We start from the raw sequence: 20,937 nt of genomic DNA, 5'->3' as shown, positions 1-20,937 counted from the left end.
TTCTTGTGATGGAAGACAGTAATAAAAACAATTCTATAAATAACGAAGAAAGCGGAGATAAAACTAAAATTGTAAAGACTCAAAAACGAGACAATGCAATTAAAACAACTAAACTCACTAATAATGAAACCTCCGTTAAAAATAAAAATGAAACAAATACAAAACTGTCTCAAAAAGAAAACACTCCGTTAGTTAATAAGAAAAAAAACAATAAAGATGACTCATTAAATAATAACAAAGATGTTATTAACAAAAGCTTAATAGGAACGACCGTTAAAAATCGGTATGAAATTGAGTCGGTTATTGGGCATGGTGGGCTTTGCGATGTTTACTTAGCTAAAGATAAGATTCTTGAATCTTCAGGTTCAGAAACACCCTACGTTGCGTTAAAAATATTACAGAAAGAGTTTGCTTCTCAACCAGAGACTGCACGCATGTTAATACGTGAAGCTCAACAAACTCAAAGGTTAAGCCACCCTAATATCATTAGGGTTTTTGATTTTGGTGTTGATGGCGAAATATACTTTTTAGTTATGGAGTATATTAACGGAGAAACATTAGAGAGTTTAATACAGCGTTCTAGGCCCCATGGGCTGAAGTTTAATGCAACTTTATCAATCCTAAATCAGGTACTCGATGCACTCTCATATGCTCACTCTCTTGGTGTAGTGCACGCCGACCTAAAGCCCGCTAATGTGATTTTAACGTCTGAGGGTAACGTTAAGCTGCTTGATTTTGGTGTATCTAAAACACATCAATTAAAGCAGGATCAATATGCGGCTAAACGTAAATCCGAAAATGTTGAAACGCTTGGTTATACTCCCAACTATGCATCACTCAACCTGTTATCCGGTAAGGAACCGAACTTAAGCGACGATATGTTTGCTCTATTTTGTATTGCTTATGAGTTATTGAGTTGCAAACACCCTTACGCAAGAACTCCAGTTAATGAAGCTCTCAAAAAGAAGATCAAGGTCTCTAAACCAACTAACATGCCTGCATCTAAGTGGCCAATATTTTCAAGCGTATTTTCAACTGGCATCATTCCGAACGAGCTGACCCCTGAGCAGTTGAAACGCAAATTGAATATGCGCTATTGGCCTATCGCTAGCGGCGCGGCAGCGAGCATATTATTAGTTAGCGGCATTGTATTTGGTTATCAGCAGCAACAAGAAACCATCGCCAATTTGGAAACCGTTATTAGCAAGCAAAATGATCAAATTGCCGGACAAGAGTGGCAGCTTGATACGCCAGAAGAAAAAAGTTTGGCACTGATTGATAGTGAAAAAAGCTTACATCCAGTCGTTAAGGCTGGCTTATTACGATTACACAAGACCTATATTCTCAGCGAGTTTGAATCTGAAATTGATCAGGTTTTGAATTCTGATGCCAACAACTACCCGAATTATGATGAAATTGAGTCCATACTTGATAAAGCAAAAACCTACTACCCTGACTCACATAAAATAGAAGTTCTTGCCTTAGATATTCAGTCAAGCAAGCACTCCACGTTACTTTCGATAGCAAGGCAAATCAACAGTCAACTTGAAAAGTCTCGGTACAGTAAAGAAGATGGCAGTAAATCCATCTATGAGCTCAAGGATGAGTTAAATCAGATTCATCAAGGTTATCCTTTCACGCCAAGTTCGTTATCTAGCGATGTTTTCGGTCAGCACCTCACTGAAGCACTCCAAAAGAAAGACGCAGCTGCACTTGTTGCTCTTATTAAGGTTGGGAACACCTTCTTTTCAAACGTAGAAGAGCATCAAGAGAACTTACAGATAAGTAATGCGATGAAAGATGCAGTGCTGGAAATGAAATTATATGAGACAGCGCTAGATTCCAACAGCCCTCTACCGTTTCCAGAAGATGCCGCTAGAATCCTGTTCCAAGAAGAGTTTGAAAACTTTTATTCTCGCCTAGAAAAGGCAAGGACGACAACTCATCTCGATAACTTGGTGAAGGATGTGGATCTGTTCTCGAAAAACTTTCCTATTGGTTTTCAGGATGTTAACGATTTAAGATTCAAAACTGCTGATAAATACTTACGCTTCTCCGATATACTACTTAATAAGCGAAGGACTTCAAGCGCAAGACGCGCTATGAAGAAAGCCAACGAGCTTATGAAGCAAATAGAACAGGACTCTAAGCAAAGCTAGTAATACAAAAGGGACGCGAGTCCCTTTTTTTTGCCGCAGATTACTTGCCAATATGCAACTAGATTGCTAGTTTATACTTGTACTTAATGAGGAGAGTTAGCCTTGACTGAAGGAATAGTCAAAGTTGGCGAACGTCTGGCGTCCGTATGTAACGATAGCCTTAAACTAGGACTGCAAGACACTTACCGACTCGGCGTTTTACGTGGAAACGTCCCCTTTGCTACTTGTGTTAAAAACACGCGAGTTGAAGTTTTTTCATCCCTACATTTCGACCATTGCCGTTTGGATATAAGTCAAAATATCTTTAACAATGACTTTCTTTTTGTAAGTTTATCTCAAGCGACAAGCAAACTATTTCTGCTCAAATACTGGTTATGCCATTCATACCTTCGGCTAAGCCTTCATTATCCGAAACATTCCTCTACCTCAACGTTTAATAGGGGTATACATGATTAATTTTGATGTTCTCAATACATACATGGATAACGACGTAGATCTCATCGTCACTGTTTTTTCTACATACCTTGAAGATCACACGAGTGATATAGAGCGTATAGATGAGCTATATGCAAGCAGATGTTGGTCAGAACTCTATCTATTAGCTCATAGTTTAAAGGGCATTCTAGAGAGTTTCGGAGAAGACACCGCGGTCATTGCGTTTCAAAGAATAGAAGAAAAAACCAGAAACGATACAGCGCCAGATAGCTCAGATATAGCTATAGTTACTAAAGAGCTAGCTGCAATTAATCAACAAATCTTCGCTTACTTGAAGAATATGCAATAAAGAAATTCAAGGCTTAACTGGGGGAAATATGGCAATGAATAATAGCAATTTCAGGGAGTTGATTGAGTCTCTCAAAGACCTAACACCAACTCAAAAAAGGTACTTACTTAGCCGTACAAAGATGGCGCTAGATGATGAAAGTAATATGTTAAACATCAGTGATATTCTAACACCAGAAGAGTTGGAGGCGTTACTATCACCGGCACCAACAACGAATACAAAATAACAATGATATACAACGCAACCGTCAGATTAACGCTAGGGACCAAGTGAAGGAAATCGACTTTGCTTGGTTGTTAGTTTCTCTCCCTATTCCTTTTCACTACAACAAACGTATTGTTTTCGAAACCTTTTTCCAATTTAAACAGGTCAGATAATTGAGCGACTAACATCAGTCCGCGACCAGAGGAGGACCAACTATCGTCATCCATTAAGTTAGGTGCCTCAATCTGTTTGTTTTTATGTTGGATGAACGTCTTTTCATTGATCGGCGCTCCGCAATCAGAGACTCTCAGTTCCACGAAACCGGACACTTGGTCATCCCCAACCCTACACTCCACTTCAATTGGCAGGCCTTCTATTTCACTGTAAGAATGAATATAAGCGTTATTCATGAGCTCAACGACACAAAGCTCCAATGATTGAATTGCATTTAAGGGGATTTGATGACCCATCAAAAACCGAACAACGTCTTTGCTCGCACTTCGTGAGTGAGTAAGGGAGCTCCCGTAAGTTCGTTTAAATTCGCTCTTTGACATTCTTTTCCTTAAATCGAGCCTCTCACCATGCCATTTTACCTGTAAAAGGCTGGCATCATCATCAAACTCATCTTCGTTATGCCAAGATTGTACTTTTTTAAAGACGTCTCCCACTTGGTCTTCAACTGTCAGCGTGCAAACAGCTTTTATACTCGATGCCAATCGTTGTAGTGAAAACATCTCCTCACCCTGCCTCGCTTCAATCAAACCATCCGAATAAAGCCACAATGCATCGCCCTCATCCAGACTAATTTGGTTACCGATATATTCCATCGGCTGCATTGCACCAACGATAAAGTTATCGTCACCTATCTGTTCCATCGTTTTCGTACTCGCTCGCCAAACTAAGATCCTGGGGTGGCCAGCCGTGCAATAGCTAAGTCGCCCTGATTTTGTGTTAAGAATGGCGTAAGCCATAGTAAAGTAAAGTTGACTGTTTCTAGTTTGCTGATAACGCCGATTTAGCCGTTCAATCACAGATGCAGGCTCACTTACGCAATAGCCGTCATCTCTCAACTCCATCGTGATCGAATCAGGCCCCTGACTTTGAGATAGCGTCTGTTGAATAGAAAAAGCCATCAAAGCTGAAGAAATACCATGACCAGAAACATCAAATACATAAAACGCAACATGTTGTTCATCGAGCTCCAAATACCCCAACATATCACCACCAATCTGGGAGCATGGTTTGTAGACATAACTAAACTGTATATTTTGGATAGTTGATTCAGCAGGGAGTAGTTGCTCCATCAGATGACTAGCAGACTGTAGGTCTTGGTGAATTGTTTGATAGGCCGCATCTAGCTCTTTATTTCTCTCAACGAGTTTGTTGTGCAGTTCTAAAGTACGAAACCCCGCACGGATTCTGGCCTGAAGTTCCTCTACAGACGTCTTCTTATCTACGAAATCATCTGCGCCAGCATCAATGCCTTTCACGATCGAACTTTGGTCATTTCTAGAAGACAGTAGAACAAAGAAAATGTAACGTTCGCTAACTTTAGATTTTAATTGGCGACACAATTCAATACCATTAATTCCAGGCATCATTAAATCACTCAGCACAAACTGAATATCAGGGCGGTGGGTTAGCACCTCAAGCGCCGCTCTTCCGTCTTCAACTGCAACCACTTCATAGCCCTGCTTTTCCAATGCACTGCTGATGTAAAGCAGTACTGTTTTACTATCATCGACCAAAAGAATGGGTTTCATCTTCCTCCTTAATACGGTTGCTTTACTGGCTAACGCAAAACACTAGTCACTGACTGCTCATTTCTAAAACGGCTGTAGTCTTCGGCTAATAATTGGTGTTGATATCGAGTGTAAGACAACGCTTCATTAGAAATTAGTATCTGATGCTCTTTTTCGATTAACTGACTTTGTAGCCTTTCAATCTGTTCATTCTGCTGTGTGTAATTGAGGTACAGTGCGAATAGACCAAAAACCGAAACCATTAACAGGGCGATTAGAATATTATTGATAGTTTTCACTTGAATACTCATGACCTCTCCTTGTCTATTATTAGACTTTCCATGATGAAAGAGAGCGTCTACGGACCAAGAGCCCAAGGCTCTAAAACGCAACGAAGCAAATTGAGGTTGTTTTTCCAATTATAGGCGATAGGAGAAAAAATAAGAAAAATCTGAAAAAATTTGAATATCCTGCTGAGTTAAGAATCGGTAAGGTGGTAGCAGCGAGCTATCATCCACTCGCTGCAATACATTAACTCTGAAATGCTGGTCTAGCTAAAATTTGGTTATACCATCGAGCAATGTTTGGCGACGTCGATAGCACATCAATTTCTAGGCCTTTAATTGCGAAACTGATCAAAATAAAGCCTGTTATATCGACGATAGTAAAATGGTCTACGGCGATAAAATAATTATGTTCAAGCCGCTTGTCTAAGACAGGCAGAAATTCATAGACGCGTTGTTTTGATTCTTCGCCCCATGCTTCAACGCAACGTTCTCTGTCTCCATAAACTCCGGTCATGTTTCGAAACGCCTGAAATGCCGCATTTAGTCCTTGGAACTCCACCACACGATGCCACATTTCCACCTGAGCACGTTCAAGCTGGTTAGCACCAAACAGCGCCAGATCATTTTCAAACGCTTCATCTAGGTAGCGACAAATCGCAACGCTTTCACAGATCGTCGTACCATCATCCAATTCCAGCAGAGGCACTTTGCCGTTCACGCTTTTCGATTTAAACGGTTCAGATAGGTTATCGCCCTCACGAACGTTCAGCGCAATTCGCTCAACCTCGCCACCGATTTCCTTTAGAAAAATGCTAACTCGCTTACAACTTGGAGTCATTGCGGTTTCATAGAGCTTCATTTCACATCCTTTTATCTTTTTCTAACCGATTGGTTAGGATATACTGTAGCCAGTTTATAAACGATCAGTCAAGAACTTCACTATCAAAAATTTTCAAACAGTTGTGGGTCTGTTTGCTGAGCGAGATTTTTGATGCCGTTTGTGAGTTCACATGAATTTGGAGGCTGATACCCAAGAATAGATGGGTATTCATCATATTGGTTCAGTTCGAACGCTAGAGGTTCTCTGTACCATCCCTCCAAAGCAATTTAATTACCCGATAAGCAGACCCAGGCAGGTAATTTATGGCAAGAAAAGCCAACTTCGACCGAGATGAAAAGCTTCTCGTGGCTATGGATGTGTTTTGGCGCAAGGGCTTTGCGAACACGTCGATCTCGGATCTCACCGACGAGTTAAACATCAACCGCTTCAGTCTTTACAACACCTATGGTGACAAGCAACAGCTCTACTACGAAGCGCTCGATACTTACTTAAAAAAGGTCTCGCTACCGTCACTGAATGATTTGGAAAAAGACGATGCGTCTTTACCTGAGTTGGAATCGTTCCTTAAATCTTTTGCTGAGCTGCAACGCAAACGCAACTGTGGGTGTTTTATCCAAAATGCGTTGATTGAGCACGCTGGTGAAGACGATGATGTACTGCGTAAAGGGCATTTTTTGTTTGACCATCTTATCGACATCATTGCGGATGCGCTGACCAATGCACAAAAAGAAACCTTAGTGCCGAAAACGCTGAAACCAGAAGAGCTTGCTCGTTTTGTTCTCAACAACATGCAAGGCATGCGCGTGCTTGGCAAAGCCAAACGTTATGCCGACTTGGATACCGCGCTTTCCTGCTTACTGGTTTTGATTAGGAAATAACATGTCGATTGAAGTGATAGCAGTACGCCTTACCAAAGGCATGGACTTAAAGCTGAGCCTAGCGAAATTGGTCGAGCAGCATGGTATCAAAGCAGGCTCGATTGCTTCATGCGTTGGCTGTATCTCTCACCTCAACCTTCGTTTGGCAGGTGCAGAGAGTACGTTAACCAAACAAGAGCCATTTGAAATCGTCTCTGTGATGGGAACACTAACGCCTGAGCATCAGCACGTTCATATCTCAGTGTCTGATCGTGATGGACTAGTTTGGGGTGGGCATTTGCTGGAAGGCACAGTGATTGATACTACCGCAGAATTGATCATCCATTCTTACTCAGAACTTGAGTTTACCAGAACGATGGACGACTCGACTGGCTATACCGAGCTGAAAGTGAATCCTTCCAAATAGTAAAAAGCTCCAGAGCCATACTGTGCTGTCTCTGGAGCTTTATTCGCTTGTCTCTTACGCTAAGAATTTACTCATATCGAGCAAGCTAATTTCGAGGATCATTCTTCGGCTAAATAACAAACCTGATTATCGTCGATCGTTACTTGCCACGTTTTTAGACAGTGCGCTTCGTCTTCCAAACATTGCCCACTCTTTAAACTGAAGTGCTGTTTATACAGTGGTGATGCAACACACATCTCACCATCAATATCACCGACAATCCCTCGACTCATTACATAAGCCTTACCTATTGGGTCCCAGTCCTGAACAGCGTAAACACCGCTATCTGGAATGTAGAACAACGCCACATGCTCGCCTTCAATCAATACAGTAGCACCGATAAACGGCATTAAGTCATCAAGCTGACACAAATTCACTTTGGTTAACGCTGCCATTTACACCTCCTGTTTCACTGGAATACGCTGACCGCGCACACGCTGGTACGGCAAGACTTTGCTGCCCGACGTGCTGTTCAAGAAAGGACGGAAGCGTTGCAATTTTTGAGGATTATCCAACGTACTCTTCCACTCACATTGATAGGTATCTACGACGCGCGCCATTTGTTCATCCAACGAGTCACATAGATTCAGAGAGTCATCCAAAATCACTTGTTTAAGGTAATCTAAGCCCCCTTCCATGTTCTCCATCCACACCGACGTACGCTGCAAACGATCTGAGGTGCTGACGTAGAACATCAATACTCGGTCAATCATGGTGATCAACTCTGATTTAGATAAGTCGGATGCAAACAAATCAGCGTGTCTTGGTCTCATGCCGCCATTACCGCAAACGTATAGATTCCAGCCGTTTTCAGTGGCGATCACCCCAATGTCTTTACTTTGCGCTTCTGCACACTCGCGAGTACAGCCCGATACGGCAAACTTAAGCTTATGGGGCGCTCGCAATCCTTTGTAGCGGTTCTCTAACTCAATAGCTAATCCGACCGAGTCATCAACACCATAGCGACACCAAGTAGAACCGACGCAAGATTTCACGGTGCGCACCGACTTGCCGTAGGCGTGCCCTGTTTCAAAACCAGCATCAATTAAGGTTTGCCAGATTTCTGGGAGTTGCTCTAACTGCGCGCCAAATAAATCCACGCGCTGACCGCCAGTGATTTTGGTGTATAGATCGTATTGCTGAGCAACTTCGCCTAGCACGATGAGTTTGTCTGGTGTGATTTCGCCGCCCGGAACACGAGGTACAATCGAGTAAGAACCATCTTTTTGCAGGTTCGCCATAAAGGCATCGTTGGAATCTTGCAGAGATTGATGTTGAGGCTCCATGATGTGTTCATTCCACAAAGAAGCAAACACAGATGCTGCTGTCGGCTTACAGATATCACACCCATGCCCCTTGCCATGCAGTGCAATTAAGGTTTCGAAGTCTTTGATTTGTTCCACTTGGCAAATATGGAACATCTCTTGGCGACTGAGCTCAAAGTGCTCACAAAGGTGGTTGTTAACCTCTACCCCCATGGCTGCCAGTTGAGTATCCAATACCGACTTCACCATATTACTACACCCACCACAGCCAGTACCGGCTTTGGTGTTGGCTTTAAGATCTGTCAGGTTGGTGGTTCCAGCTTGTATCTCGGCAACTAAGTCACCTTTTGTGACGTTGTGACAAGAACAGATGATGGCGCTGTCTGGCATCTCTCCATCCAGCATTCCGGTATCAAATAGCAGGTTCGCCGCGTGGTCTGGCAAGACTGTTTTGTTCAAATAACACTGTAAGAGCGCATCGTAATCGCTGTTATCACCGACGAGAATCGCACCAAGTAATTGGGTGCCGCTCGCATCAACCACCAGCTTTTTGTAGATGCCTGCAACCGCATCTTGCAATACCATTTCTTGTGCGCCTTCGGTTTGCATTTGTGCATCGCCGATAGACGCCACATCTACCCCAAGCAGCTTAAGTTTAGTGCTCATGTCTGCACCTTTAAAACCATCGCTCGGCATCCCAGTCAAGACATCGGCAGTGGTTCTCGCCATGGTGTAACCGGGTGCGACTAAACCAAATATCTTCTGCTCCCAAAGGGCACATTCACCAATCGCGTATATGTTCTCATCGCTGGTTTGGCATTGGTTGTTAATCACAATGCCGCCTCGCTCGCCTATTTCTAGCTCAGCCAGCCTTGCCAACTCATCTTGAGGACGAATGCCTGCGGAGAAGACAATCACATCCACTTCGAGAGGATCTTTGTCTTTAAACACCATACGATGCTTAGCCGTTTCACCATCGCAGATTCGTTCCGTACCCGTTGAGGTGTGAACGGTTAGCCCTAGCGCTTCAATCTTCTCTTTTAGCACTAAGCCAGCACCATCATCTAACTGTACAGGCATCAGGCGAGGCGCAAATTCAATGACGTGAGTTTCTAACCCCAATAGTTTGAGTGCGTTTGCCGCTTCTAAACCCAATAAGCCACCGCCAATCACTGCACCTGTTCTTGCACCTTCACATGCCTTCTTGATTTGTGAAAGGTCATCAAGCGTACGGTAGACAAACACGCTGTCGCGGTCTTTACCTTCAATTGGCGGCACAAATGGGTACGAGCCGGTCGCGAGCACGAGTTGGTCGTAACCCAGCACATCTTCACCATCAAGCAGAATGCGCTTTTGCTCTCTGTCGATGCCTGTTACTTGGCTGCCAAGTACGAGTTGGATGCCATGCATGTCGTACCATTCTTGGTTACTCAGCATCAAATCATCATGAGACTTACCCGCAAACAAAGAGGACAGCTGTACACGGTCATACGCGATAAAGCGCTCTGCACCAATAACGGTAATTCGGTGCTCCAAATGCGCGTTTTTCTGCACTAATTGCTCGACGAGATGTTGCCCGACCATACCGTTGCCTACCACAACGATATGGCTCAATGCGTTCTTTACTGGAATCGTTAAAGGACTGTTCATCGCTGCCTCCTTATGCCGTTTGCGCTGCGGTTTTGGGTTTGTCTTCTTTCGAAGCAGGAATCTCGACTTTGGATTGCTTCTCGTAAAGGAACTTCAGCACCGCTTGTCGACACTTCTGATACTGCGCATCATCTGCCAGTGCGACACGCTCACGAGGGCGAGGTAGATTTACTTCTAACACTTCTCCAATGGTTGCTGCCGGTCCGTTAGTCATCATCACGATTTTGTCAGATAGCAGCACCGCTTCATCCACATCGTGAGTAATCATGATGACGGTGTTGTTTAGCTCGGCTTGAATCTTCATCAGTGCATCCTGCAAATGCGCACGAGTTAACGCATCCAATGCGCCAAATGGTTCATCCATCAACAAAACCTTTGGTTGAAGTGCCAGTGCTCTCGCAATGCCGACTCGCTGCTTCATGCCCCCAGAGATTTCATCCGGCTTTTTGTGCGCGGCATGCTGCATTTGAATCAGCTCTAAATAGTGATTCACTTGCTCCTGAATCCACGCTTTGCCCTTTTTGCCAGCAATTTGTTTTACTGCGAGCTCAACGTTTTGATATACGGTGAGCCAAGGCAACAATGAATGGTTTTGGAACACCACTGCGCGGTCAGGTCCCGGTCCAGCTACTTCTCGTCCATCGACGATCACGCCGCCGTCTGTTGGCATGTGCAGCCCTGCGACTAAGTTCAATACCGTTGATTTACCGCAGCCAGAGTGGCCAATCAGCGATACAAACTCACCTTTATTGATTTGTAAATCAACGTTCTTAAGCGCGATGAACTCGCCATCTGGCGTTGGGAATCGCATCCCTAAACGCGTTAGATCTAATAATGCTTTTTCCATGATCTTTTCCCTTATCTCAACGCTTGTTGTTTATTCCAAGACAGCCACTTTTGAAGTTGCAGCATGCCTCTATCGAGCATCAAACCGATAAAACCAATGGTGATGACAGCCACCATGATGCGCCCCAATGATGCTGAACTGCCGTTCTGGAATTCATCCCAAACGAACTTGCCTAACCCCGGGTTTTGAGCGAGCATTTCTGCCGCAATCAACACCATCCAAGCGATACCTAAAGAGAGACGTAAACCTGTGAAGATCATTGGAATGGCAGAAGGTAAAACGATAGTGCGAATGTGCTGCCACCACGAAAGTTGAAGCACTTTGCTTACGTTGATTAAGTCTTTATCAACGCTTGTTACACCCACAGCGGTGTTAATCAGCGTCGGCCATAAGCTACACAGCGCCACAGTGATCAGAGAGTTAATGAACGACTTAGCAAACATCGGGTCATCACTCACGTAAGTGGCACTCACCACCATGGTAACGATAGGCAGCCAAGCTAAAGGTGATACGGGCTTGAGCAGTTGAATGATTGGGTTGAACGCTTGATACAGCCCTTGATTCAGACCAAGCACGATGCCAAGTGGAATCGCAATGACAGTCGCCAACAGAAAGCCGGCAGTTACAGTCACTAGGCTTGTTATGATTTGGTCGAAGAACGTCGGCTTACCTGTGTAAGGACGAATCTTCACTTCCGCATCTGGATTTTTGGCTAATTTTGCAGCATTGCGTTTTTCCTGACGTTCGATAAACGCTTGTTCCTTTTCTCGCTCTTGCCAATGGTCATCGACAAGGTTGTTGAACTGCTGAAAAGTTTGCACAGGCCCCGGTAGCGTACCTAATGAGGTTTGCACTTCTCTCGCTGCTAAGTGCCACATTGCCAAAAAGATCAGCAAGCCAATGACGGGCAAAAGCACCAGCCGACTTCGGTTCACTACCTGCTTAGCAGGAAACAGGGAAATGACATTACTAGACATACTCACTCCTAAGAAATTTACATCCTTGTTGCCACAAGCGAATTCCCTCGCCTGTGGCGTTTATCGTTATGGTTAAACCTTGTCTTTTCCTTTAAGCCCGATAGAGAACTTCTCTAGATATTTATTTGGCTCGCGACCGTCATAAACGATGTTGTCGATAAAGTGTGTTTGTGGCGCACGGAAACCATCTTCAGCACTAAAATCTGGGAAGTCTTTTTTGCTCAACACACCATCTTCAATTAGCGCTTGAGCCGCTTGTTGGTAGATATCTGGACGGTAAACCTCTTTGGCCACATCCATGTACCAATCATCGGACTTTTCGCTTGAGATTTGCCCCCAGCGGCGCATTTGGGTCAGATACCAAATCGCATCGCTGTAATACGGATAAGTGGCGTTATGACGGAAGAACACGTTGAAGTCTGGCACGTCTCGTTTGTCGCCTTTCTCGTATTCAAACGTGCCGGTCATTGAGTTGGCGATAACTTCGGCATCCGCTCCAACATACTCACTTTTTGATAGCATCTTCACTGCTTCTTGGCGGTTGGCATTGTCGTTTTCATCCAACCAATGTGCCGCTCGAATCAAGGCTTTCACTACACGAATGTGCGTGTTTGGATACTTCTCAGCCCAAGCTCTGGAAACACCAAACACTTTCTCTGGGTTGTTCTTCCAGATTTCGTAGTCAGTCACGACTGGCGTACCAATGCCTTTGAATACGGCTTGTTGGTTCCATGGTTCGCCTACGCAGTACCCTTTGATCGTGCCCGCTTCCATTGTGGCTGGCATTTGTGGTGGCGGTGTAACACTCAACAGAACGTCAGCATCCAATTGACCACTGTTATCACCTGAGTCTGGTGCATAAAAACCTGGATGAATCCCACCTGCCGCTAACCAGTATCGCAACTCATAGTTGTGCGTCGATACAGGAAACACCATGCCCATGTTGAACGGTTTGCCTTTATCCAGATAGCTGTCGACCACAGGCTTCAGTGCATCCGCTTTGATTGGGTGAACAGGTTTGCCATCTGGTTGTTTTGGAATGTATTGCTTCATCTGCTCCCAAGTATCATTGGAAACCGTGATTGCGTTGCCGTTCAAATCCATACTGAACGCGGTAATCACTTCTGCTTTTGTGCCGACACCAATCGTCGCGCCCAATGGCTGACCAGCAAGCATGTGCGCGCCAGCAAGCTCACCGTCGATGACTCGGTCTAAAAGCACCTTCCAGTTTGCTTGCGCTTCTAAAGTGACGTACAAGCCTTCGTCTTCAAAAAAGCCTTTCTCATAAGCAACCGCCAGCGGTGCCATATCGGTTAACTTAATAAAACCAAACTTCAGGTCTTCAATCTCTGGCTCACCCAACTCTGCCTTTACGCTGACCGTGGTGAATACCGATAACGAAATTGCTGACACTTTCAGCATCGAACTCCATTTCATTGGTTTGCTCCCATAAAAAAAGCGCCACTACTCCGAAGAGCAGTAGCGCCGTTGCTAAGTCTACAATTACCGCCGTTGATAATTGAGATAAGCGATTCAACAATAAACCCAATTCTACTAATCCAATTACTGTGCCAACTTATTTTTTACATTAAATACAATAAATTAGATTATTCCACCGTTTCTTATTCCCTGTTATTGCTTGCTGATAGTGCAACACGCACCACGTTAGAAAACGCACCCTAACCCCAAAGTGGTAGACCGACTAATCAAGCACCTCCAAAGTAGTTATCAAATTCTTGGCAACTTGTGCGAGCGTTTGGCTCGATTGCATGGCTGAATTTCTAAGTGCTTTATAAGCCTGTTCTTCATCAACGCTGTGCATCTTCATCAGCAGACCTTTGGCTTTTTCCACCAGTTTGCGCTCTTCGATCTTATGGGTCAGCGATTCAATTTCCGATTGCATACTTTCGAATTTCGCTCTCACTAATGTCGCATGTTCAATCCAAGGTTGAAGTGCAAACTCACTATCATGTGGCATGAGAACATAGTCCATTTTTTCTGATAACCGATTGATATCATTGGATGATAATTGCTTTAAGACGATAAGAAGTGGTGCCGATTTTCTGCGACAGAAATCGACGATCAAACGCAGTTCCGCGGTTGGTTGCTGCCATCCAACCACAACGCTTGCTGACGGCTCTCGCTGCATAAGCGTTTCTAGCTGTGCCAATTGGCAACCGATGATGTCGTCGTAATCTTTGCTCAATAAGCCGGACAATCGAGCCTGCTCTTGGAGGCTATCACAGCATACTATGATGGGTGTTTTTGACGTTGATTGAGTCATGCACATTCCTTGTTTATATCTCACTCACTAAGAGAGACATAACAAGGACTGTGCCAACTAAACTTGAAGCGTTATTAACTGGAAGCGAGATGTTGTTGGAAGAATCCTAGTGTGCGTTCCCAAGCGAGCGCCGCTTCTTCCGGTGCGTAGCGTGCTGTTGAGTCGTTATGGAAGCCGTGGTTGACGTTCTCATACATTAACGCCTGATATTGCGCATCGTTCGCGATTAATTGCTGCTCATAGGCAGGCCATGTGTCGTTGACGCGCTTATCGAGCCCTGCGAAGTGAATCATCAACGGCCCTTTGACCTGCTTTTGAATCTCTTGCGCCGCTGGTGTTCCGTAGAAAGGCACACCTGCATCCAACTCTTCTGGCATTACTGCTGCAAGCATATTGACGATGTATCCACCGAAGCAGAACCCGACCGCCCCCAACCTACCGTTCCCATCCTCGTGCTGTTTGAGGAAATTAGCTGCGGCAATAAAGTCTTGTTCAATCTTGGCTCTGTCCATCTCTTTCTGCATTGCGCGACCCTCATCATCATTCCCCGGGTAGCCACCAAGTGGGTATAGCGCATCTGGAGCAAAAGCAATAAAACCGTCTTTGGCGAGTCGCCTAGCCACGTCTTTGATATAAGGGTTCAATCCGCGATTTTCATGAATAACTAACACGGTCGGCGATTTCAGGGTCTTCTTCTGTGGCATAACCAAATAACCGCGCCCTTCTCCATGCCCGTTTGGAGATGGAAAGGTTTCGTAAGTTGCTTTGATGTCAGGATCGTTAAACGAAACTTGTTCTGCGAGTGCGTAATTCGGGGTTAGCGCATCGACCAGTGCCGTCATGCTAAAACCCAGCACTGCGAGCCCACCGAGTCGATTGAGGAACTCGCGGCGTGAGATCTTTCCGTGTGCGTATTCATCGTACCAATCGAAGGCTTCTTGCGGGATAGGATGAGAAGCCTTTTTAGTGGGAGTGGTATGCTTTAGAACCATTATCCATGTCCTCTGTGTCTTACCATATGGGAATTTCTAATTCTCAAACGCGAAGTAAAGAATGAGCGCAATTGAGGTCAAAACTGCAGTTTCACCTCTCTGATACGGAGCAAGGTGGTGAAACACATCACTGGTGAGCTAGGATCTTTAACCTTCTTCAAACAATAGATAATGGATTCAGATTCAACAACTTTGCGTTGTTAGTTTTGAGTGGATTTGTCTAAAACCAATACTTTGGTTTAGCCAGTCAACTCAAAATTACTCGTAATGACAGTACGTCTGCCAATAACTAAAGGCACGTTCAAAGGCTTTTTCTCGATCATGCATTTGTGCAAACAAGACCACTGTCATCGTAGCAAGAACCGTATTTGCCATTTGGTTCATGTCATCTTCTGACGTCCCAAATGGGCAGTTCACAGGTATTGGCACCTCAGACAGCATTTGCTCCGTCCAGTAATGCGACGTCACACCGCTTGTTTGGCTTAACCATACTGTTTGGCTTACTTTTGGGTTGTATTCTGACTCACCAGATTGTCCTTTGAATGACACAACGGCGTGCGCAGTTTGACCAATCTCGTATTCGACTTCAGCATGAAGTTGTTGGAATCCAGGATGGAAGCTACCACGAATACCAACCGTCGCCTGCCCCGGATTCAATGCTCGAACCACGGTATTGATCGGCGTTCTAAGCCCATAACGATTCTTCCAACCGATCATGGTTTCTGCTTGAGCCGCAAACGCACTCAGCGGCAGATACACAATGTTTTGTGTTTCTAACACACGCTTTGCGTCTTCTGCTGATTCCGCTTTCTTGATAGCAAAAGTGTCGAGGTAATCTTCGGCGTGTAAACGACCAGATTGACGGTCGTGATAGCCATGCACTAACACTTTATGACCATTATCGGCAAGGATCTTCGCTGCCAACAGGTGCCAAGGCTGACCTGCCGCTTCACGTTTGCCCGCATAACATGGCCAATCAATGTCTGCACCAATAGCTGGCATGCGGGATTGGAATGCTTTCACAAAACCAGCGATTTCTTGTTGAGTCTCGTTCTGTACGCGGATCAGCATCAATAACATCGCCATCTGATCATCATCGCACTCACCGTTTAGGTATTCATCCATAACTCGAAACGCTTGGTCAAAGCTCAGTGGTTTTCTGCCACGCTCGCCACGACCGACTGTTCTGATACATTCCAAAATGCTGCTCATATTCCCTCGTATTCCGTCACTGACTGTACGGTTTCTATTAGTTGTTCGCGCAGTTTGACAACTTCTCCCATCACAATCAATGCTGGGCTCACGCCTTTAAGTGTAATCGATAAATCATTGAGCTGATTGAGTTGGGTAACGTATACTTGTTGCTGTGGACTACAACCATGAGTGATGATCGCGACTGGGAAATCTGCTCTCAAACCGGAGTTGATTAATCCCGTTTGTATTTGCGATGACTTTTCTAACCCCATATAGAAGACTAATGTTTGCCCGCTTTGCATCAGTTGACTCCACGCTTCAAATGCGCCTGTTACCACTTGCCCTGTCACAAAGGTAACGCTGCGAGCAACGCCACGATGAGTCAGCGGAATCAAGCTGTTTGCTGAACATCCAATCGCAGCGGTAATGCCGGGAATGACTTCGTAAGCGATTGATTGTTTTACGAGTGCTAATGCCTCTTCACCTCCACGGCCAAATACGAAAGGATCTCCCCCTTTTAAGCGTACAACTCGCTTTCCTTGCTGAGCGAGCGATACCATCAAGTCACAAATTTCTTCCTGACCAATACTAGGTTGTCCGCATCGTTTGCCCACGTAAATCCAATCGGCTTGTGGCGAAGCCAACTCCAAAATATCTTTGTTAACCAAACGGTCGTACAGCAGAACCTCTGCCGACATAATCGCTTTCACAGCCTTTACCGTTAACAAGTCAGGATCGTGCGGCCCTGCTCCAACAATCGAGACAAAACCTTTGTGGTTCGCATCTAGATCTGTGGAGTGATTTTCTAAAAGTTGGTTCAGTTTGCTTGCTTGATCATGCTTAGAAAAGCGAGACGAGCGTTCTTGTTTCTGACTCGCTTGTCCTTTCTTAAACCAAGACTTTTGATAAGACGCTTCCATGTGCTTATCCTCTTTATGACTTACTTTATTTGAATAGCCAGACTTTGCTGGTTCGCTTGCTGTTTGCCCTTTTGATGCTGATGGCTGTCGACCATTTGTTTGATTTGAGAAACGCACGAGCCACAGTTAGTGCCGCATTTGAGTTTGTTTTGAAGTTGAGTCAGTGAAGTGCAGTCTTGCTTCTCCATCGCGTCATGTATTTGTTTATCAGTAACACGGAAACAACTACAAACCAGTTTGGCACTGCTTTGCGATTGAGTGATGGTAAGCAGTTGCGATAGCTCCATTGGCTTGCCAATCAAGCCGGTAAAGTTGGTGTAGTCGGTTTGAATCGGTTCACTAGACACCACTAAAACAGAACGAATGATACGAACGTCTCCAACAAGGTCGTAATCCACCGCTAGCCAACCTTGGGCAATATCTATCGTAATTCTGCGGCTCTTTTCCGTTCGACAAAAACTCTGCTTCTTTGGTCGCTTATCGTGTGCAAAGCGCCAAATGCCCAAATTGCTTTCTGCTTGAAATGCGCTGTAGAGAAACTTTCCGGAATCAAACTGTGTACCGATGAACATACCGTAGGTTTTGACCGCTGCGTCTTGCACTTCAACATAAGACGACTTAAACGCAGGCTGCCCAGAAATAGGGTCTTTTGCGCTGTTTACTATTGCGTTAACACCGCTTTCACCGCCATATCGACCCGCCCAGTGCATTGACATAAACAGCTCCTGAAAACCCAAACCTTCATCAATGGCAACTTTGGCATAAATACCGGTGTTTGAAGTAGGCTGAAACAGCTTGGTGAGTTGTCCTGCTTTTAAGCGATTTTGAGTGGCAGAGAGTGTGTTCATGTACACGGTTGGTTCTAACTCAGAGGCGGCAAGGTGTGCGATATGACCTGTGCGCGTCATGGTATGCCATTGGTCTCGTTGCCTGCCCGTATTGAGCCACCAGCCTTTTGTTCTTTCTAAACGCGTTGGAGATTCACTGGTCACGACAAAACGCGCTTTTCCATCTGGGTGCGAATAGATTCCATCAGCAAAAGGACGCTCTCCTCCCCATTGTGTCGGTACCCACTCTTCGTATTCTTGCTCGGTTAAGTTGGCGTATTGAGAAAGATCTAGCTTCAATGGCGAATCTGCATTCATGCCTGTCATCGCGGCATATTCCCTGAATACCGCCCGCTCAGAAGTAAACGCAAAGCCATTTTGTGTCTTTTCCAATGCACACAAAGCTTGTCCAACTTGGCTTATCGCCCACCAATCTGATTTTGCTTCACCCGGAGGCGTTTGAAACTGGCGCTGCCTTGAAAGTCGACGCTCAGAGTTGGTCACCATGCCTTGCTTCTCACCCCAACCAGCGGCGGGCAGCAACAGATCCGCAAAATGCGCTACATCCGAATCCGCTGTGATATCGGAAACAATCACAAACGGACAAATCTCTAGTGCACGTTTTACCAATTGGTTATCTGGTAAAGAGACAACGGGATTGGTTGCCATGATCCACAGAACTTTAATCTCACCACGTTCTACCGCCTCAAACAGCTCAACGGCTTTTAAACCGGGCTGAGTGGCAATTTCTGGCGAATCCCAAAACACCTGCACTTGCTTGATAGACTCTGCGTCAAAAGCACGATGAACCGCTAACTGATTGGCCAATCCACCGACTTCTCGCCCACCCATCGCATTCGGCTGACCTGTAATAGAAAATGGCCCACAACCTGACTTGGCAATTTTACCTGACGCCAAATGTGCATTAATAATGGCATTGCCTTTATCGACACCATTTTCGGCTTGGTTAACCCCTTGGCAAAACAACGTGATTGCGGTTGGGCTTTGTGCAAACCATTGGAAGAATGTCGTGAGTTTTTCTTCTGAAATCCCAATGGAAGACGTTAGATTAGTGACATCGTAACGCAAGTCAGACACTTCTTCTGCAAGCGCATCAAACCCGTCGGTATAGGAGTTTATGTATTCAGAATCAATACATTGCTGCTCGATAAGAAACTTGAGCAGCCCATTAAAAAGTGACACATCCCCATCGTTTTTAATCGGTAGATGCAAATCCGCTTGCTGCGCTGTGACTGTTTCACGCGGGTCAATGACCACCAGCTTGAGGTTAGGATTGTTCTCTCTCGCTTGTTGAATACGTCGAAATAAAACAGGATGCGTCCAAGCGGTATTAGCACCGCAAATTATCAACAGCTCAGTCTTATCAATATCGTCGTAATTGACGGGAACGACATCTTCACCAAATGCTCGTACATGAGCCGCAGCCGCCGAAGACATACACAAACGCGAGTTAGTATCGATGTTTGCGCTGCCAACATAGCCTTTCATGAGTTTGTTGGCGACGTAATAGTCTTCCGTCAACAACTGCCCTGACACATACATCGCGACGGAATCCGATCCAAACTCTGCTTTCGCTTGATGAATCTTTTCTGCAATCAGATCCGTGGCTTGTTGCCATTGCACTTCTTGCCCTTGAGGTCGCAGCTTGGTGACAAGCTTTGGATACAGCAAGCGCGAAGGCATATTCAAGCTCTCTGCCAACGCGACGCCCTTTACGCACAGTGATCCCGCATTTGCAGGATGACACGCATCCCCAACGATTCCTTTCGCATTGACCTCGACACCACATCCAACACCACAATAGGGACAAGTGGTTTTTTTGCATCCTTGCGACATAACACCTCCAGTGCGATTCAGCCCAACTTACTAGCAAAAAAAAGCCTCTCCCGAATCGAGAGAGGCAGCAATGCCTTTAACGCTGTTAGTACATTTTCAAAAAGTAATACCCTATACCGCTCTCGCCTGCTATTGAGAGCGGTGCATCGAGTTATCGATGAACGTTTATGTAAAGCAAGTGAGGTGCCAAGATTAAAAACCATTACTATACAAAAGGTTAGCTTAAAACCAATTATAGCAACGTAATGCTACGCACTGATTGTGTGCAAATTTCGGTCATTATCGTGCAGTATTACTTTACTAATTCCATGACTAACCTGGATTCTTCGTCACCAAAATAATGCGCTTCTTCTTCTAACGTTTTAAAGCCAAGGGAGAGGTATAAAGACAATGCAGGTTGGTTCTTAGGATCGACAGTCAATTTCACGCTTGAGCCTAACGTCAACGGCGCAATAACGTTTTCAAGGAGGGAACGCGCAATACCTTTACCTCTATGTTGAATATCGACGGCCAATGACATGATCCAATATTGATGTGCATTTGTGCTAGTCGTTAGCAATATATACCCTGCGACCTGCTCTCCCTCTTTTGCTACCAGTAAGGTCTCTCCCCAACAATCAAAAGCTTGCCGAAAGAAAAATTGAGGATAGGCGTGTTCTCCAAATAAAGTATTTTCGAGCTTATATATGGCAAATAAGTCCTCTTTTTGCGCAGACAAGATGTCCATTCAATGACTCCTTCTTTAACATGAATGGCAGCAGTATACCTAAATCTCATCTAAATG

Annotated in this window: 19 protein-coding genes; 5 read left to right on the top strand and 14 right to left on the bottom strand. The window is 44.9% G+C overall.

Translation table 11 applies throughout. From position 1 onward, the window contains the following. The first annotated feature begins 8 nt into the window (after nucleotides 1-8). From R7E00_RS03580 to R7E00_RS03570, 3 genes are all read left to right on the top strand, one after another. Entirely contained in the window at nucleotides 9-2,159 is a 2,151-nt protein-coding gene (locus R7E00_RS03580; protein WP_262606012.1) for a serine/threonine-protein kinase, read from the top strand. 448 nt (nucleotides 2,160-2,607) lie between these two features. Continuing rightward, nucleotides 2,608-2,943, top strand: a complete 336-nt coding sequence (locus tag R7E00_RS03575) for an Hpt domain-containing protein (protein WP_017820226.1) — start codon at nucleotides 2,608-2,610, stop codon at nucleotides 2,941-2,943. Nucleotides 2,944-2,977: 34 nt separating this feature from the next. Next, on the top strand, nucleotides 2,978-3,169 hold the full coding sequence (locus R7E00_RS03570; protein ID WP_025767706.1) for a hypothetical protein: 192 nt from the start codon (nucleotides 2,978-2,980) through the stop codon (nucleotides 3,167-3,169). 70 nt (nucleotides 3,170-3,239) lie between these two features. On the opposite strand, the gene R7E00_RS03565 is transcribed toward R7E00_RS03570, so the two are convergent. From R7E00_RS03565 to R7E00_RS03555, 3 genes are all read right to left on the bottom strand, one after another. Then, nucleotides 3,240-4,910 (bottom strand): SpoIIE family protein phosphatase, encoded by a 1,671-nt coding sequence (locus R7E00_RS03565; RefSeq protein WP_170896997.1) that lies wholly within the window; start codon nucleotides 4,908-4,910, stop codon nucleotides 3,240-3,242. A 29-nt stretch (nucleotides 4,911-4,939) separates the two neighbouring features. After that, nucleotides 4,940-5,200, bottom strand: a complete 261-nt coding sequence (locus tag R7E00_RS03560) for a hypothetical protein (RefSeq protein ID WP_017820228.1) — start codon at nucleotides 5,198-5,200, stop codon at nucleotides 4,940-4,942. Between the two features lie 220 nt (nucleotides 5,201-5,420). Continuing rightward, nucleotides 5,421-6,035: a glutathione S-transferase family protein gene (locus R7E00_RS03555; protein WP_005387550.1), complete on the bottom strand. Its 615-nt coding sequence runs from the start codon at nucleotides 6,033-6,035 to the stop codon at nucleotides 5,421-5,423. Between the two features lie 284 nt (nucleotides 6,036-6,319). Between R7E00_RS03555 and R7E00_RS03550 the strand changes: the two genes are divergently transcribed. Next, nucleotides 6,320-6,895, top strand: coding sequence for a TetR/AcrR family transcriptional regulator (locus R7E00_RS03550; protein WP_005375904.1), 576 nt, complete (start codon nucleotides 6,320-6,322; stop codon nucleotides 6,893-6,895). Between the two features lies 1 nt (nucleotide 6,896). Further along, nucleotides 6,897-7,301, top strand: a complete 405-nt coding sequence (locus tag R7E00_RS03545) for a PPC domain-containing DNA-binding protein (RefSeq protein WP_054701378.1) — start codon at nucleotides 6,897-6,899, stop codon at nucleotides 7,299-7,301. Between the two features lie 98 nt (nucleotides 7,302-7,399). Here R7E00_RS03545 and nirD read toward each other — a convergent pair whose 3' ends face one another. From nirD to R7E00_RS03490, 11 genes are all read right to left on the bottom strand, one after another. Next, the gene (gene nirD, locus R7E00_RS03540; protein ID WP_171342577.1) at nucleotides 7,400-7,735 is read right to left on the bottom strand and encodes a nitrite reductase small subunit NirD; all 336 of its coding nucleotides are present in this window, start codon (nucleotides 7,733-7,735) and stop codon (nucleotides 7,400-7,402) included. Next, nucleotides 7,736-10,255, bottom strand: coding sequence for a nitrite reductase large subunit NirB (gene nirB, locus R7E00_RS03535; protein ID WP_213907636.1), 2,520 nt, complete (start codon nucleotides 10,253-10,255; stop codon nucleotides 7,736-7,738). A gap of 10 nt (nucleotides 10,256-10,265) precedes the next feature. Then, nucleotides 10,266-11,102, bottom strand: a complete 837-nt coding sequence (locus tag R7E00_RS03530; protein ID WP_005450080.1) for an ABC transporter ATP-binding protein — start codon at nucleotides 11,100-11,102, stop codon at nucleotides 10,266-10,268. A gap of 11 nt (nucleotides 11,103-11,113) precedes the next feature. Beyond that, entirely contained in the window at nucleotides 11,114-12,079 is a 966-nt protein-coding gene (locus R7E00_RS03525; protein WP_025507436.1) for an ABC transporter permease, read from the bottom strand. A gap of 72 nt (nucleotides 12,080-12,151) precedes the next feature. Then, nucleotides 12,152-13,516, bottom strand: a complete 1,365-nt coding sequence (locus R7E00_RS03520; protein ID WP_033907000.1) for a CmpA/NrtA family ABC transporter substrate-binding protein — start codon at nucleotides 13,514-13,516, stop codon at nucleotides 12,152-12,154. A gap of 265 nt (nucleotides 13,517-13,781) precedes the next feature. After that, the gene (locus R7E00_RS03515; protein ID WP_038886791.1) at nucleotides 13,782-14,363 is read right to left on the bottom strand and encodes an ANTAR domain-containing response regulator; all 582 of its coding nucleotides are present in this window, start codon (nucleotides 14,361-14,363) and stop codon (nucleotides 13,782-13,784) included. 74 nt (nucleotides 14,364-14,437) lie between these two features. Continuing rightward, a complete protein-coding gene (locus R7E00_RS03510; RefSeq protein WP_258457127.1) occupies nucleotides 14,438-15,355 on the bottom strand; it encodes a dienelactone hydrolase family protein in 918 nt (305 codons plus the stop codon). Between the two features lie 258 nt (nucleotides 15,356-15,613). Beyond that, entirely contained in the window at nucleotides 15,614-16,567 is a 954-nt protein-coding gene (locus R7E00_RS03505) for a glycosyl transferase family protein (RefSeq protein ID WP_258457128.1), read from the bottom strand. Continuing rightward, a complete protein-coding gene (gene cobA, locus R7E00_RS03500) occupies nucleotides 16,564-17,469 on the bottom strand; it encodes a uroporphyrinogen-III C-methyltransferase (RefSeq protein ID WP_213972792.1) in 906 nt (301 codons plus the stop codon). The genes R7E00_RS03505 and cobA overlap by 4 nt, the downstream gene beginning before the upstream one ends. A gap of 20 nt (nucleotides 17,470-17,489) precedes the next feature. After that, the gene (locus tag R7E00_RS03495) at nucleotides 17,490-20,153 is read right to left on the bottom strand and encodes a nitrate reductase (RefSeq protein WP_258457129.1); all 2,664 of its coding nucleotides are present in this window, start codon (nucleotides 20,151-20,153) and stop codon (nucleotides 17,490-17,492) included. Between the two features lie 292 nt (nucleotides 20,154-20,445). Next, the gene (locus R7E00_RS03490) at nucleotides 20,446-20,880 is read right to left on the bottom strand and encodes a GNAT family N-acetyltransferase (RefSeq protein ID WP_054574324.1); all 435 of its coding nucleotides are present in this window, start codon (nucleotides 20,878-20,880) and stop codon (nucleotides 20,446-20,448) included. Nucleotides 20,881-20,937 lie beyond the last annotated feature (57 nt).

The organism is Vibrio sp. Vb1755 (genome assembly GCF_033338635.1).
Taxonomy (GTDB): Bacteria; Pseudomonadota; Gammaproteobacteria; order Enterobacterales; family Vibrionaceae; genus Vibrio; species Vibrio alginolyticus.
The sequence above is the reverse complement of the archived record's forward strand: the minus strand, read 5'-3'. Positions and strand labels throughout refer to the sequence as shown.

What these genes read in the sequence shown, in the direction of transcription:
- R7E00_RS03580 (WP_262606012.1), top strand. Translation starts at nt 9, where the DNA reads ATGGAAGACAGTAATAAAAACAATTCTATAAATAACGAAGAAAGCGGA.
- R7E00_RS03575 (WP_017820226.1), top strand. Translation starts at nt 2,608, where the DNA reads ATGATTAATTTTGATGTTCTCAATACATACATGGATAACGACGTAGAT.
- R7E00_RS03570 (WP_025767706.1), top strand. Translation starts at nt 2,978, where the DNA reads ATGAATAATAGCAATTTCAGGGAGTTGATTGAGTCTCTCAAAGACCTA.
- R7E00_RS03565 (WP_170896997.1), bottom strand. Translation starts at nt 4,910, where the DNA reads ATGAAACCCATTCTTTTGGTCGATGATAGTAAAACAGTACTGCTTTAC.
- R7E00_RS03560 (WP_017820228.1), bottom strand. Translation starts at nt 5,200, where the DNA reads ATGAGTATTCAAGTGAAAACTATCAATAATATTCTAATCGCCCTGTTA.
- R7E00_RS03555 (WP_005387550.1), bottom strand. Translation starts at nt 6,035, where the DNA reads ATGAAGCTCTATGAAACCGCAATGACTCCAAGTTGTAAGCGAGTTAGC.
- R7E00_RS03550 (WP_005375904.1), top strand. Translation starts at nt 6,320, where the DNA reads ATGGCAAGAAAAGCCAACTTCGACCGAGATGAAAAGCTTCTCGTGGCT.
- R7E00_RS03545 (WP_054701378.1), top strand. Translation starts at nt 6,897, where the DNA reads ATGTCGATTGAAGTGATAGCAGTACGCCTTACCAAAGGCATGGACTTA.
- nirD (WP_171342577.1), bottom strand. Translation starts at nt 7,735, where the DNA reads ATGGCAGCGTTAACCAAAGTGAATTTGTGTCAGCTTGATGACTTAATG.
- nirB (WP_213907636.1), bottom strand. Translation starts at nt 10,255, where the DNA reads ATGAACAGTCCTTTAACGATTCCAGTAAAGAACGCATTGAGCCATATC.
- R7E00_RS03530 (WP_005450080.1), bottom strand. Translation starts at nt 11,102, where the DNA reads ATGGAAAAAGCATTATTAGATCTAACGCGTTTAGGGATGCGATTCCCA.
- R7E00_RS03525 (WP_025507436.1), bottom strand. Translation starts at nt 12,079, where the DNA reads ATGTCTAGTAATGTCATTTCCCTGTTTCCTGCTAAGCAGGTAGTGAAC.
- R7E00_RS03520 (WP_033907000.1), bottom strand. Translation starts at nt 13,516, where the DNA reads ATGAAATGGAGTTCGATGCTGAAAGTGTCAGCAATTTCGTTATCGGTA.
- R7E00_RS03515 (WP_038886791.1), bottom strand. Translation starts at nt 14,363, where the DNA reads ATGACTCAATCAACGTCAAAAACACCCATCATAGTATGCTGTGATAGC.
- R7E00_RS03510 (WP_258457127.1), bottom strand. Translation starts at nt 15,355, where the DNA reads ATGGTTCTAAAGCATACCACTCCCACTAAAAAGGCTTCTCATCCTATC.
- R7E00_RS03505 (WP_258457128.1), bottom strand. Translation starts at nt 16,567, where the DNA reads ATGAGCAGCATTTTGGAATGTATCAGAACAGTCGGTCGTGGCGAGCGT.
- cobA (WP_213972792.1), bottom strand. Translation starts at nt 17,469, where the DNA reads ATGGAAGCGTCTTATCAAAAGTCTTGGTTTAAGAAAGGACAAGCGAGT.
- R7E00_RS03495 (WP_258457129.1), bottom strand. Translation starts at nt 20,153, where the DNA reads ATGTCGCAAGGATGCAAAAAAACCACTTGTCCCTATTGTGGTGTTGGA.
- R7E00_RS03490 (WP_054574324.1), bottom strand. Translation starts at nt 20,880, where the DNA reads ATGGACATCTTGTCTGCGCAAAAAGAGGACTTATTTGCCATATATAAG.